The organism is Paenibacillus tianjinensis (assembly GCF_017086365.1).
Taxonomy (GTDB): Bacteria; Bacillota; Bacilli; order Paenibacillales; family Paenibacillaceae; genus Paenibacillus_AQ; species Paenibacillus_AQ tianjinensis.
Genome location: NZ_CP070969.1, coordinates 4,965,514 through 4,979,553, shown reverse-complemented (window position 1 = coordinate 4,979,553; position 14,040 = coordinate 4,965,514). Strand labels below are relative to the sequence as shown.

12 protein-coding genes and 1 other annotated feature (1 of these 13 only partly in view) are annotated in these 14,040 nt (G+C 51.2%); all 12 genes read left to right on the top strand.

Going from position 1 to position 14,040, the window contains the following annotated elements:
* Positions 1–101 (top strand) — a binding site (T-box leader); it begins 182 nt to the left of the window's first position.
* 159 nt (positions 102–260) lie between these two features.
* On the top strand, positions 261–2,897 hold the full coding sequence (locus JRJ22_RS23130; protein ID WP_206105271.1) for a valine--tRNA ligase: 2,637 nt from the start codon (positions 261–263) through the stop codon (positions 2,895–2,897).
* Between the two features lie 5 nt (positions 2,898–2,902).
* Positions 2,903–4,279, top strand: a complete 1,377-nt coding sequence (locus tag JRJ22_RS23125; RefSeq protein ID WP_206101685.1) for a bifunctional folylpolyglutamate synthase/dihydrofolate synthase — start codon at positions 2,903–2,905, stop codon at positions 4,277–4,279.
* Between the two features lie 7 nt (positions 4,280–4,286).
* On the top strand, positions 4,287–5,675 hold the full coding sequence (murC, locus tag JRJ22_RS23120) for a UDP-N-acetylmuramate--L-alanine ligase (protein WP_206105272.1): 1,389 nt from the start codon (positions 4,287–4,289) through the stop codon (positions 5,673–5,675).
* Between the two features lie 266 nt (positions 5,676–5,941).
* Entirely contained in the window at positions 5,942–7,123 is a 1,182-nt protein-coding gene (locus tag JRJ22_RS23115; protein WP_206101684.1) for a glycosyltransferase family 4 protein, read from the top strand.
* Positions 7,124–7,306: 183 nt separating this feature from the next.
* Entirely contained in the window at positions 7,307–8,491 is a 1,185-nt protein-coding gene (locus JRJ22_RS23110; RefSeq protein WP_206101683.1) for a glycosyltransferase, read from the top strand.
* 76 nt (positions 8,492–8,567) lie between these two features.
* Complete coding sequence (locus JRJ22_RS23105) at positions 8,568–9,683, top strand: SPOR domain-containing protein (RefSeq protein ID WP_206101682.1); 1,116 nt, start codon at positions 8,568–8,570, stop codon at positions 9,681–9,683.
* A gap of 182 nt (positions 9,684–9,865) precedes the next feature.
* Positions 9,866–10,111 carry a DUF4321 domain-containing protein gene (locus tag JRJ22_RS23100; protein ID WP_206101681.1) on the top strand — a complete coding sequence of 82 codons (246 nt, stop codon included), beginning with the start codon at positions 9,866–9,868 and terminating at the stop codon, positions 10,109–10,111.
* A 36-nt stretch (positions 10,112–10,147) separates the two neighbouring features.
* Entirely contained in the window at positions 10,148–10,756 is a 609-nt protein-coding gene (locus JRJ22_RS23095; RefSeq protein ID WP_206101680.1) for a Maf family protein, read from the top strand.
* Between the two features lie 19 nt (positions 10,757–10,775).
* A complete protein-coding gene (gene radC / locus JRJ22_RS23090; RefSeq protein ID WP_206101679.1) occupies positions 10,776–11,465 on the top strand; it encodes a RadC family protein in 690 nt (229 codons plus the stop codon).
* Positions 11,466–11,505: 40 nt separating this feature from the next.
* Entirely contained in the window at positions 11,506–12,540 is a 1,035-nt protein-coding gene (locus JRJ22_RS23085; RefSeq protein ID WP_054942706.1) for a rod shape-determining protein, read from the top strand.
* 59 nt (positions 12,541–12,599) lie between these two features.
* The gene (mreC, locus tag JRJ22_RS23080; protein ID WP_206101678.1) at positions 12,600–13,478 is read left to right on the top strand and encodes a rod shape-determining protein MreC; all 879 of its coding nucleotides are present in this window, start codon (positions 12,600–12,602) and stop codon (positions 13,476–13,478) included.
* Positions 13,478–14,008 carry a rod shape-determining protein MreD gene (gene mreD, locus JRJ22_RS23075; RefSeq protein WP_206101677.1) on the top strand — a complete coding sequence of 177 codons (531 nt, stop codon included), beginning with the start codon at positions 13,478–13,480 and terminating at the stop codon, positions 14,006–14,008. Before mreC ends, mreD begins: the two co-directional genes overlap by 1 nt.
* The last annotated feature ends 32 nt before the right edge of the window (positions 14,009–14,040 follow it).

Sequence of the window (14,040 nt, the reverse complement as noted above, 5' to 3'; positions counted from 1 at the left end):
CGCGCTAAGCTCTGGAACCGTAAGGTACCCGGGCAGAGGTTTATTTTCTGTTAGCGCGAAACAAAGGTGGTACCGCGAAAGAATGGCCTTTCGTCCTTTGAGACGAAAGGCCTTTTTGTATTTTCATGACCACAAACAATACAGTTATCTTAATGGAGGTTCAGAACATGGCTGATCACAACACTAATGCGGCAGCGGAGCTGCCGGACACGCAGGCTGCGGCAGACAATGCTGCTGCTGACAATAACGCCAAGAGCGAAATGCCGACTACATATGATCCGAAGGCGGCAGAGCAGAAATGGTACACCTATTGGATGGAGAACGAATTCTTCAAGGCCGGCATGCGGCCTGATGCCGAGCCTTACAGTATTGTAATTCCCCCGCCGAATGTAACGGGCATGCTGCACATCGGGCATGCGCTGGATTTCACGCTGCAGGATATCCTGATCCGCACCAAGCGGATGCAGGGCTTCGATACCCTCTGGCTGCCGGGAACGGACCATGCCGGAATCGCCACCCAGACCAAGGTGGAGCAGAAGCTGCGCCAGCAGGGAATTTCACGCCATGATCTCGGCCGCGAGAAATTCCTGGAGCAGGTATGGGCCTGGAAAGAGCAGTACGCCGAAACCATTCACGGGCAATGGGCGAAGATGGGACTGTCTCTGGACTATTCGCGCGAGCGGTTTACGCTGGACGAAGGATTGACCAAAGGGGTACGCCAAGTCTTTGTTGAGCTGTACCGCAAAGGCCTGATCTACCGCGGCAAGCGTATTATCAACTGGGATCCGGCTGCGCGTACAGCGTTGTCAGATATCGAAGTGGAATATAAGGAAGTTAACGGTCATTTGTACCACCTGCGTTATCCGCTTAAGGACGGCAGCGGCTTCATTACAGTAGCGACTACGCGTCCTGAGACGATGCTGGGCGATACAGCGGTAGCGGTGCATCCTAAGGATGAACGCTATAAGGACCTGATCGGCAAAACTCTGATTTTGCCAATTATCGGCCGTGAAATTCCAGTGATTGCCGATGATTATGTAGAGAAGGAATTCGGCAGCGGAGCGGTGAAGATCACTCCGGCACATGATCCTAACGACTTCGAGGTAGGTCTGCGCCACAGCCTTCCGCAGATTAATGTGATGGACGAAGGCGGCATTATGAATGAGGAAGCTGGACCCTACCAGGGTCAGGACCGCAGCGAATGCCGCAAGAATATCGTTGCTGATCTGAAGGAGCAGGGTGTTCTGATCTCCATTGAGGACCATGTGCACCAGGTTGGTCACAGCGAGCGTTCCGGCGCAGTGGTTGAGCCTTACCTGTCCACCCAATGGTTCGTTAAGATGCAGCCGCTGGCCGAAGCCGCCATCACTGCACAGAAGAACGGCGACGGCGTTAACTTCGTTCCGGAACGTTTTGAGAAAACCTATCTGAACTGGATCGAAAATGTGCGTGACTGGTGTATTTCCCGTCAGCTGTGGTGGGGACACCGCATTCCGGCCTGGTACTCTGAGTCTACAGGCGAAGTATTCGTAGCCTACAGCGAGGAAGAAGCCCGCGAAATCAGCGGTCTTGATGATCTGAAGCAGGATGAGGACGTTCTTGATACCTGGTTCAGCTCCAATCTGTGGCCGTTCGCCACACTCGGCTGGCCGGATGAGAACAGCAGCGACTATCAGCGTTTCTACCCGAACAATGTCCTGGTTACCGGCTATGACATCATTTACTTCTGGGTAGCGCGTATGATCTTCTCTGCACTTGAATTTACCGGCAAAAAGCCATTCAATGATGTCTTTATGCACGGTCTGGTACGTGATGCGGAAGGACGCAAGATGTCCAAGTCGCTTGGTAACGGGATTGATCCGCTGGATGTTATTGAACAGTACGGTGCAGACGCGATGCGTTATATGATTTCAACCGGCAGCACGGCCGGCCAGGATCTGCGTTTCCGTATGGAGAAGGTAGAGCAGGCGCGCAATTTTGCCAACAAGATCTGGAATGCTTCCCGCTTCGCGCTGATGAATCTGGAAGGTGTAAGCTTTGCAGATATTGACATTACAGGTGAGCTCACTACGGCGGACCGCTGGATTTTACACCGCCTGAACGAAACTTCTCGCGATATTACGCGTCTAATTGACTCGTACGAGTATGGTGAGACCGGCCGTCTTCTGTACAACTTCATTTGGGATGACCTGTGTGACTGGTATATCGAGTTCGCGAAGCTGTCGCTTTATGGTGCGGATGCAGCCGCCAAAGCCAAGACCCAATCGGTGCTTGCCTATGTGCTGGACCGCACGCTGCGCCTGATTCATCCGTTCATGCCGTTCATCACCGAGGAAATCTGGCAGCATCTGCCGCATGAGGGTGAGACGATTACCCTGGCGCAGTGGCCTGTGTATGATGCGGCACTTGAGAACCCTGAGGCCGTTGCTGAAATGAACCTGCTGATGGATGTTATCCGTGCGGTTCGTAATATCCGTGCTGAAGTGAACGTGCCGATGAGTAAAAAGGTTGAGCTGATCATCAAAGCCGGCAGCGAAGAAACACTCAGCATCATTACCCGCAACGATAATTACATCGGGCGTTTCTGCAATACTTCATCGTTCGAAGCAGGCCTTAATCCGCAAACTCCGGATAAGGTTATGTCCGCAGTAGTTACAGGAGCAGAGCTCCTGCTGCCGCTATCCGGTCTGATCGATATCGAACAGGAAATTATCCGTCTGAAAAAAGAAGTTCAGACGCTGAACAGTGAAGTAGAACGCGTAGAGAAGAAGCTTGGCAACCAGGGATTTGTTGCCAAGGCACCGGCTAAAGTCATCGAAGAGGAACGGGCTAAGCAGGCGGATTATTCCGCTAAGCGCGAGAAAGTGCTGGCCCGCATCGCAGAGCTGAGAGGATAAGGGACATGGAAGAGATGATCGGGAGCGGCGGTACCGCTCCCTTAAGTTCTTATACAGAAGCGGTCGACTGGATTAACGGTTTGATTCCTTTCGGCATCCGTCCGGGGCTGGAGCGGATTGAAGTGCTGATGGAGAAGCTGGGCAATCCGCACCGCAAGCTGAAGTTCATTCATGTAGCAGGGACGAACGGCAAAGGCTCGACTTGCGCTTTTTTGACAAGTGTGCTGCTGAAGAGCGGGTATAGCGTTGGAACGTTCACTTCTCCCTATATCACCAAATTCACCAACCGTTTTCAGTATAATGGCATGGATATTCCTGAAGAGACGCTCGCCGAGCTTGCAGAGAAGCTGCGTCCGCTCGTCGAAGAAATTGCCGGGACTGAGCTGGGTTCACCCACGATGTTTGAGGTGGCTACGGCGCTGGCTATCCTCTACTATGCGGAGCGCTGTTATCCCGATGTAGTCGTATGGGAGACGGGTCTTGGGGGAAGGCTGGATGTAACGAACATCGTGACGCCTGTCGTGTCCGTGATTACAAATGTCGGCCATGATCATACCGATGTGCTGGGAGATACCCTGGAGAAGATTGCCGGTGAGAAAGCCGGAATCATCAAGCCGGGAGTTCCTGTAGTCAGCTGCGTGAGCCAGCCCGAAGTTATCGCTGTGCTTAAGGCCAAAGCGGCAGCCTGCCGCTCAACCCTCTATCTGGCGGGAGAAGATTTCAGCTATGATCTGATTGGGATTGAGGATGGTGTACAGCGGTTTAACTTTAAAGGTCCGTTCCGTTCACTGGACGTTGGCATTGGCATGAAAGGCGAGCATCAGCTGAGTAATGCGGCCGGGGCCATGATGACGCTGGAGGTTCTTCGTCAATACATGGCGTTCATGCTGGAGGACGAGGATGTGCTGGAAGGCTTTAAGAATACGTTCTGGGCTGGAAGGCTGGAGGAAGTAGGCCGCTCTCCGCGGATAGTACTCGACGGGGCACATAATCCCGAAGGTGCGGAGAGTCTGGCCAAAAGCCTGCCGCAGTTTTATAAGTACGGCAAATTAAATTTGCTCATGGGGATGCTGGCAAATAAGCATCATGAGTCATACTTCAAGCATATACTGCCTATAGTGGATACGCTCATCCTGACCGAACCGGATTTCCGGAAGAAAATGGACGCGGAAGAACTGCAGGCCATCGCAGAACGTCTGCGGGAGAAATATGCCAAAGAAAATTTGGAAATCATAGTAGAACGTAATTGGGGTAAGGCGCTGCAGCAGCTGCAGTCGATCACGTCAGAAAAAGATCTTGCGGTCGTGTCCGGCACACTGTATCTGATCTCCGATGTGCGCAGTACGCTTTTGCGGCAACCCGATTCTGAAAAAGGCTGGTGACGAACTGTTGGATACTACTGAACGTGTGCATTTTATAGGGATCGGCGGCTACGGAATGAGCGCGATTGCCCGGGTAATGCTTGAGATGGGATATACGGTTACGGGCTCCGATGTGGCAGCTCAGGAATTGACAGAGAAACTGATTGCCAAAGGTGCCAAGGTTTATATCGGACATACTGCGGAGCAGGTAAAAGGTGCGGATCTCGTAGTTTACTCTACGGCACTGGCAAGTGACAATGTGGAATGGGTGGAGGCGGAGCGTCTCAAAATCCCGGTTCTGCACCGTTCCCAAATGCTTGCCCGGCTGCTGAATGAACGCAAGGGAGTTGCCGTTGCAGGGGCGCACGGCAAAACAACTACCTCCTCGATGATCGCTTTGATCATGGAGGAATGCGGAGTGGACCCGACATATATTATCGGCGGGGAAATTATGAATGTCGGCACCAACGCCAAGGCCGGACAAGGAGAATTCGTCGTGGCCGAAGCGGATGAAAGCGACGGCTCCTTCCTCCAGTACCACCCTTGGCTGGCCATTGTGACTAATATTGAAGCGGATCATCTGGAGAACTATGGCGGCGATTTTGGCAAGCTGAAGGCTGCCTACGTCCAGTTTATGAATCAGCTTCGTGAAGACGGCACGGCCATTGTCTGTGCTGATGACGAGACGGCAAGCTCGCTTTTGTCCGAAGTGAAAGGCAATGTCATCACTTACGGCATTCATTCGCCGGATGCGGATTATACCGCCACTGACATCGTGCTGGGCGACCGGCTGGTCTCCTATACGATGAGCAGCCGTGGTCAAGTGCTGGGACGGATTGAGCTGTCCATTCCCGGAAAATACAATCTGTATAATTCAATGGCTGCGGTAATCGCCTGCCTGAAGTCAGGCATCGCTTTCGAGGCCATCGCAGACGCTATAGTGAAATTTCACGGTGCCAAACGCCGGTTCCAGGTGCTGGGCGAAGCAAATGATATTCTGGTGATTGATGACTATGCGCATCACCCTACCGAAATTCAGGCTACGATCAGCGCCGCCAAAGCTACCGGCAAACGGATTATTGCCGTCTTCCAGCCACAGCGGTATACCCGTACTTTCTTCCTGCTGGATGCGTTCAGCCGGGCCTTCAGTGAAGCAGATGAGGTAATCATTACCGACATTTACTCACCGGCCGGTGAGAAGCAGATTGAAGGTGTGACCTCTGCGAAACTAGTGGAACTGATTGTTCAGAACAGCAACGCCGGGGCAAGGCATCTGCCGACCAAGGAAGCCGTACTGGCAGACCTGCAAGGCCGTATTGCTCCAGGCGATCTGGTGCTCACAATGGGCGCCGGAGATATTTGGAAGGTCGGGTACACATTGGCGGAAGCTCTGAAGGAGCACGGTAAACAAGCATAAAAGGATTGAAGCTGTATCTCAAAGCGTATTCTTTCTGATCATTCGGAAAGGATACGCTTTTTTTTGAATTTTATTTAATTTTAATGGAAGCGTGTACAACCTTGTTGTATGGCGGTACTGCACTTTATGGAGTGGAAAATATTTTGAAATATTTCTGCAAAATCCCATAAAACGACAAAAACTCGCGCCGCTTTGGGGTAATATATCTTAAATGAATAAATATGTCCAAAAAATTACAGATAAAGTGGAGAGTAGGAGACGAGGTTATGAAGGAAAGATTACTGTTTATTTCCGCTGAGAATCCTTTTCCGCAAGACAGCGGCGGCAAACTGCGGACTGGCAATATTCTGAATATTTTGATGATGAAATATGAGGTAGACCTGCTAACCTACCGTAACCCCCGGGAACAGAAGCCGCAAGAGAGAGTGCCAGCCTTTACGATGCATGAAGTGGAACGACGGATGAGTTACCGTAAGGCGATGCTCCGTTCACTCTATAAGTGGCGCAACTGCTCTTATATGAGTCATGCAGATATGGATATGCACAGCCAGATTATTAGGCTTAGTAAACAGAACAGCTATAGTCACGTTTTTATTTCTCATAGCCTGCTAGGATCCTGTATTGATATCGTCCGCGGAGTACTGCCGGAGGCAGTCATTATTACGGATGCCCACAATTTCGAGAGCAATCTCTCGGCGCAGCTGGCACAGAAGAAGCACGGTATCGCCAAGCTGTATTTTAAGCTGAACGCGTTCTGGACCCGGCTGGATGAGCTGAAGCTGATGGATAAGACCAATCTGCTGCTGACAACGTCTGAACAGGACGGATTGTCCTTCAAAGCGCTGTCCACCAAAAATTCCTATAAAGTGCATGTCATCCCCAACTTCATCCGGATCGGCGATTATCGTTCAAAAGCAGAACCGGAGAAAGAAAAGTGGATCATCCTTCCCGGGAATATGAACTACTTTCCGAACGTTAATGCAGCCGTCTATTTCTACCGCGATATCTATCCGCTGATCAAAGCACAGGTTCCGGAGATCAAATGGTATATTGTAGGCCGGGATGTGCATCCTGATGTGGCTGCGCTGGCAGATAAAGATCCATCCATTGTGATCACTGGTTATGTAGACAGTGTAGCTGATTATGTACGGAGAGCACAGGTGGTTATTGCACCTCTGCTGGAGGGGAGCGGAACCCGTCTGAAGATACTGGAAGCCTGGGCGCTGAAGACCCCTGTTGTCTCCAGTACCAAAGGTGCGGAGGGTTTGCTCTACAAGCATGGCAGCAATATTATGATTGCCGATGATCCCGTGACTTTTGCCGCCAGTGTCGTGCAATTGCTCCAAGATCGTAAACAGGGAGCCATTCTGGCGGAGCAGGCGCATCGGACGCTGATGGCTAATTATGAGGCCGACAGTGTGAGGGAGAAGCTGTTGAGTCTTGTCTAAAACTCTTCATATTTAGAAATAAAAAAATTTTCTCTCATAAATCGACATTCTTTTTCAATAAACTGCGCTACTATTGATCTACAACTAAAGTTCTATAAAAAGCGGCTGGGTATGTATCCAGCCTGCTTTTTCTGCATGTTAATATAAGGTTTATTATTTTTATAGAACCAAGGAGCCAGAGATATGAGAGAGAGAATGCTGTTTCTTTCTGCCCGGATTCAAGGTCTGGGGGATGATCCAGAAGGAGAAATACGAACGGAAAGTCTGGTCAGCATCCTGCTGGAGAGATTCGATATCGATCTGCTTGAATATTGCAAGTGCCAGCGTGATTCAACATTACGTCCTGATGCTGCGCTTAGGATGCACACTGTAAATCAAGTCCCCAGGCCGCGCAAGTCCCTGATGGATTCGCTATATAAGCTTAGGGGTAAAGCTGTTCATAGTTATGCAGATAAAGATCTGCAGGCAGAAATCAGACGTCTGTGCAGCTTGAATGCATACAGCCATGTATTTATTGCGCAGGGAGTGCCTGGCGACTGCATTGATGTAGTGTCTTCATTGCTGCCGGAAGCTGCAATTATTACCGATTTACAGCGTCTGGAGAGCATGCAGTCAGAGGGAAGGGCTGCCGGCAAACGCGGTCTGAGCAGACGTTATCATAAGTTAAATGCGGCACTGTCCCGGCGGGATGAACGTAAATTATTGAACAAAACCGCTTTGCTGCTGACGGCTTCCGAGTGGGATGCCCTATCGTTCAAGGCCCTGTCTTTTGCGGATGCCGGCAAGGTTCATGTCGTGCCGCATTTTATCGATCTGGACGATTATCAATACAGCGAGCCTGCCGTCAAAGAGAATGCAATCCTGCTTAACTGGAATATGCACACCACTCAGGGCAAAAATGCAGCGTTGACCTTTCATAAGAAGGTGTATCCGTTAATTAAGGCTAAGGTTTCAGACTGCAAATGTTACATAGTCAGCAGGGAGGTTCATCCGGAGGTTGCAGCTTTAGCCAAGCTGGATTCCTCTGTGCAGATCATTGAAGAGAGCGGAGAGATGTACGCATACATACGGCGGGTGAAGGCGGTTGTGACTACGCTCCGTGAAGGCTGCGGCAGCCCGCTGAAAATTCTTGAGGCTTGGGCGCTGCGGACACCGGTAGTTACGGGCCACAAAAGTGCGGAGGGAATATATTGCGAGCCGGGCCGGAACATTCTGTTGGCCAACACCACCGGTGAAGTTGCCGAACAAGTGGTGAAGCTGCTGCAAACCCCGGAACTCGGATCGATTATAGCTGATCAGGCCTACCGGACACTGCTGAAGTATTATGAGGCAAGCAATATCAAGGAAAAAGTGCTCAGTTTGGTGTAATCATAGCAAAATAGCATATTCGCCCCCTCTCTATCATATATTCTCTTAACGAATAGACGATAGTGAGGTGTGAGATTTGAATAACGGAAGAATGACATTCCGCTTTGATATGAACAAGGACAAGAGCGGACAAGCACCGCAGGATATAAGTGCAGGCGGCGGAGGTCTCGGTACAGCGAAGGATTACAGCAGCACGCAGCAGCGTGAGGAGACAATCCCTTTAAAGACTTGGTCCTATAGAGATTATGAAGTAGAGCCTGTCAGCCAGTATCCTGAATTTATGCCAGCTGACGAACCGGAGAACTTCGGGGATATCTCCTACTCCGGAGTCAGTTATGGAGGCTCTTACCAGACCCGCCGGCCCACGCAATGGTGGAAATTCGCCCTTCCTGTTGCCGGAGCGCTGGGGATAGGAGTGTTGCTGGGCTACGCGGCGCTGAACTTCATCAGCGGTGTGAATGATGGCGGCAGCGGGCCTGCCGGAGCCAATACGGCAGCCGTGCAGAGCCAGGCGAACACTTCTTCCGGCCAGCCGGTTACCGGCGACACCGGTCTGCCGGACATCCCTGCTCCAGGCCGCATCCCCGTAGCAATTGCAGAGCAGAGCTATTATCTGCTGCAATACGGTGTGTTCAGTACCCCGGCAGGAGCCCAGCAGGCGCAGCAGGAATTACTCGCCGCGGGACTCGCCGCCGGCTTCGATCCTGAGGGCGGCAACCGGGTGTATGCCGGAATGTCGCCTGACCGCGAGCAGGCCAAGCTGCTTAGCAGCGGACTTAAGAATCAGGGGATTGAGCTGTACGTAAGAGAAGTGACATTGCCGGCCGCGGATCAGGCTGCTTTTGCCGGGGCTTCTGAGGCTGTGAACAGCTACTTTGCTGCCAGTGGGAAGCTGGTGAATGAGCTGAGCAGCGTATCTGCTTCGCTGCTTAGCGGAGCCGGCGGGAATGTGAACAGCGCTGCTGTCAGTGATCTTCATATGCAGTGGAATGAGGCTGTCAAACGACTGGAACCGGGCCTGTCTGCCGAGGGGAAGAGTCTTTGCGCAGGGCTGGAGAAATCCGTGAGCCAGGGAATTGCAGCACTTAACGAATATAATAAGAATCAAGCGCAAGGACTGCTCTGGGAAGTGCAGGACTCGATGATGAGCTTCCTGGCAGGCCAGAAGAGCCTGCTCTCCTTGCTTAGTTAACAGGAAATATAGCATCCCCCGGCCCGGTGTCCCGCCCCTGGCCGGGGGATTTTTGATACCAGTAGCATCCGGTTTTACCGGGTTGAATGGTAATCATTACCGATGTGGATTTTGAGTTTGTATTGAACTCAGTTTCACCGTATAATAATTAAGGTGTCAAAAAATGGCGAGGGAAGACGTGGATGAAGAAGAAAAATGTAGGAACACTGCTGTTATTTCTTATTCTGGGCTGGCTGGCCGGGGCATGGATCGCCAAGCTGCTGGAGCCTGTAAAAGCCCTGTCTTTTCTTACAGCCCCGACTGTTCTTAAGTGGTCGCCGCAAGCCGATTTGGACATCATAACCTATGATATCACTATTCATTTGAAATTGTGCCTGCTCAGTCTCGCCGGTATCATTACAGCCGTATGGCTGTATCGCAGACTGTAGCTTTCAGCTGCTGACTTCAGAAGGGACGTTTATACAGTGGAGCATGATAACTCACGACTCATTATCCTTGCCTCTGGTTCACCTCGCCGCCGGGAGCTAATGTCGAACCTTGGCTTGCCTTTCGAGGTGATGGTCAGCGATGCTGATGAGAGTACGCCGCCGGACTTTACACCGGAGATGATCGTGCATACGCTCGCTTTACGCAAAGCAGAAGCCGTATTGCCTGCCGCCGGAGAACGGAATGCCGTTATTGTCGGCAGCGACACCATTGTCGTGCTGGATGACAAGGTGCTCGGTAAGCCGGTGGATGAGCAGGACAGCAAAGCCATGCTGAGCATGCTTCAGGGCCGGACTCATCAGGTGTATACCGGCGTGGCCTGCATCGGGCTGCCGGACGGCAAGTCCGAAGTGGCGCACCGGGTAACCTCAGTAAAGATGAGAACACTCGGCGAAGAGGAAATATCCGCTTACATAGCGACCGGAGAGCCTGCCGACAAAGCCGGCTCCTATGCGATACAAGGCCTTGGCGCCACTTTGGTGGAAGAGATTGAGGGCTGTTACTTTAACGTGGTCGGATTACCGTTGTCGCTGCTTGGCGGCATGCTGACCCGGTTTGGGATTTCCGTGCTGAACCGGCAAGGATAGCAAGGAGAGAGGGATAGGGATGGAGTCGCAATCATTTATGCTGCGGGACCTCCCCCATGAAGAACGACCACGAGAGCGCATGATGCACTATGGGGCGGAATCACTCAGTCAAGCGGAGCTGCTGGCTATACTGCTGCGTACGGGTACACGCCGGGAATCGGCTATTCATATTGCCCAGCAGCTGCTGGGCAAGTCTGGCGGTCTGCGCGGGCTTGCGGATCTGAGCATTGAAGAATTGACGAATATCAAAGGCATCGGCCCTGCCAAGGCGGTGCAACTGAAAGCTGGCATAGAGCTGGGCAGGCGGATGGCGAATTCGAGGCTTACTGAGCCGGTTACCATTCGTTGCCCGCAGGACGCAGCAGAGATTCTGACGGAGCAGCTGCGCTATTTACAGAAGGAACACTTTGTCTGTCTGTTTTTGAATACGAAGAATCATGTAATATCGCAGGAGACATTGTCTATGGGGAGTCTGAATGCCTCTATTGTGCATCCGCGGGAGGTGTTCCGGGCAGCCATGAAATGCAGCAGTGCAGCGATAATCTGTGCACATAATCATCCAAGCGGCGATCCTACGCCAAGTCCCGAGGATATCGCCCTGACGTCAAGACTGATTCAGGCAGGCGAAATTGTCGGAATCGATGTGCTGGATCACCTGATTATCGGGGACAGCCGGTTTATAAGTTTGAAAGAAAAAGGGTACATGTAATATAATTGTGCAGATTCACTAGGAAAAGGAGAATACAAGCATGTTAGGTGGTTTTACGAAAGATCTTGGAATTGACTTGGGGACAGCGAATACGCTTGTCTATGTACGCGGTAAGGGGATCGTAGTCAGAGAGCCTTCCGTGGTGGCCATTAATACAGATACCAAAACGATTGAAGCTGTAGGCGAATCCGCCAAGAAAATGATCGGCCGTACGCCGGGGAATATCCGTGCGATCCGTCCGATGAAAGATGGCGTTATCGCAGACTTTGATACAACAGCGACAATGATTAAATATTTCATCCGACAGGCACAGAAGCAGCGCTCTATGTTCCAGCGGCATCCGAATGTAATGGTTTGCGTTCCTTCCGGCATTACTGCGGTTGAGCAGCGTGCGGTTGAGGATGCAACCAAACAGGCAGGCGCACGTGAAGCCTACATTATCGAAGAGCCTTTTGCTGCTGCAATCGGTGCGGATCTTCCGGTATGGGAGCCTACAGGCAGCATGGTGGTTGATATCGGCGGGGGAACTACAGAAGTTGCAGTCATCTCGCTTGGCGGTATTGTTACCAGCCGCTCTGTGCGTGTGGCTGGCGATGAAGCGGATGAGTCGATTATTCAGTACATCAAACGCCAATATAACCTGATGATCGGGGAACGTACCTCGGAGCAGCTTAAGATGGACGTGGGTTCTGCACTTCCGCTGGAGAAGGCGGAAACGATGGAAATCCGCGGGCGCGATCTCGTTACCGGACTACCGAAGACACTCACAATTACCTCGGATGAGATCTGTGAAGCTTTGTCGGATACGGTGAATGCGATTGTAGAAGCTGTAAAAGTGACGCTGGAGAAATGTCCTCCGGAGCTGGCTGCCGATATTATGGACCGGGGAATTGTGCTGACCGGCGGTGGAGCGCTTCTGCGCAACCTGGACAAGCTGCTGGCACGTGAAACGGGAATGCCGGTTATCGTTGCCGAGAATCCACTGGATTGCGTCGTCATCGGAACAGGCAAAGCGCTTGAGAACATTCATCTGTTCAAGAGCCGCAACAATACAGGACTTCGTCCTAAACGATAGGATATACTGCTTCATATGCACATCAACCCCTGATATGGGTGAAATACGGTTGTTAGAGGGTGTTGAAACTGTTTAAGCTGTTTAACAATAAACGTCTGTTCATCCTGCTGATTACACTGGTAATGTTCATCGTGGTCATGGGCTTCAGCCTGGGTGCAAGGAAAGCCTTGTCCTGGCCGGAGAATTTCCTCAGGGATACAACCGGATTCGTGCAAAGTTTGTTCTACAAGCCCGCTGGATATGTAGCGGGCTTGTTCCAAGATATCGGGAATCTGCATGATCTGGCAGAAGAGAACGAGCGGCTCAAAATTCTGGCTGCCCAGTACACACGGGACAAAGCGACCTACAACTTCATAAAAGCAGAGAATGAGAATTACAAAGAAGAGCTTGAATTCCGAGAGGCCCAGAAAAAGCTGTACCAGTATGAGCTGCATATTGCTCAGGTCATCAGCTTGACGACAGAGCCGAGCAATAGCTCGATAGTGATTGATCTGGGCTCGAAGGACGGAATCAAACCTAATATGTCTGTAATTTCTGTGGAAGGCTTGGTCGGTGTTATCAGTCAGGTAAGTAATTTCACTTCAACTGTGAAGCTGATGACAATGATGGATGCGAATGATCCTAATTCCCAGCCGCCAATTGCTGCAACTGTACTGAATAAAGAAAAGCTAAGCTTTGGAATGATTGAAAGCTATGATCAGCAAACCGGAATGCTGAAGATGAACAAGATCCCGGTAGGTGACCCTATAACCCCAGGAGATACCATTATTTCTTCCGGCAGCGGCGGCGTGTACCCGCGTGGATTAACCATTGGTACGGTGAAGAGTGTCCAGGAAGGGGAGTTCGGTTATACCTCGACTGCGCTCATTGACCCTGCGGCTGACTTTCAGAATTGGAAGGATCTGTTCGTGGTGTTTACGGAGGAGCGTGTGGAATAGTGAGGATGCGCAGATCTGTTCTTGTACTGTTATTGTTTCTTTTATTTATTCTTCAGGGCACCATTCTACCCTGGCTGCTTCCGGATGCCTGGGAATTGCGGATTATTCCTAATCTTGTTTTTATCGTTATCCTGTTTGTGACGATCTACCATCACCGGCATACGGCACTTATCTTAGGACTGTCTTTCGGCATGCTGCATGATATTGTTTACTACGGCAGAATTCTGGGTGCCCATTCCTTCGCAATGGGGCTATCCGCTTATTTGATTGGACTAATCTTCCAGATTCCGCGGGCTCCGCTTCCGCTGATGATGACCGTTGTGCTGCTTGGCAGTCTGCTGGAGGACAGCATCCTGTTTGCGATTTACAGTGTGTTCAATCTCAATCAGGAGCCCTATAACTGGGCGCTTCTGAACTATATGCTTCCAACCATGCTCTTTCATTTTGCCGTTGGATTACTCTTATACATTCCGGTAAGGCGTCAGCTGGAATTGTTGAAGAAAGAGACCCGCAAGGAAGAACCGGCATAACCGGGCTCCGCATTTTCTTTCACACAAAGAAG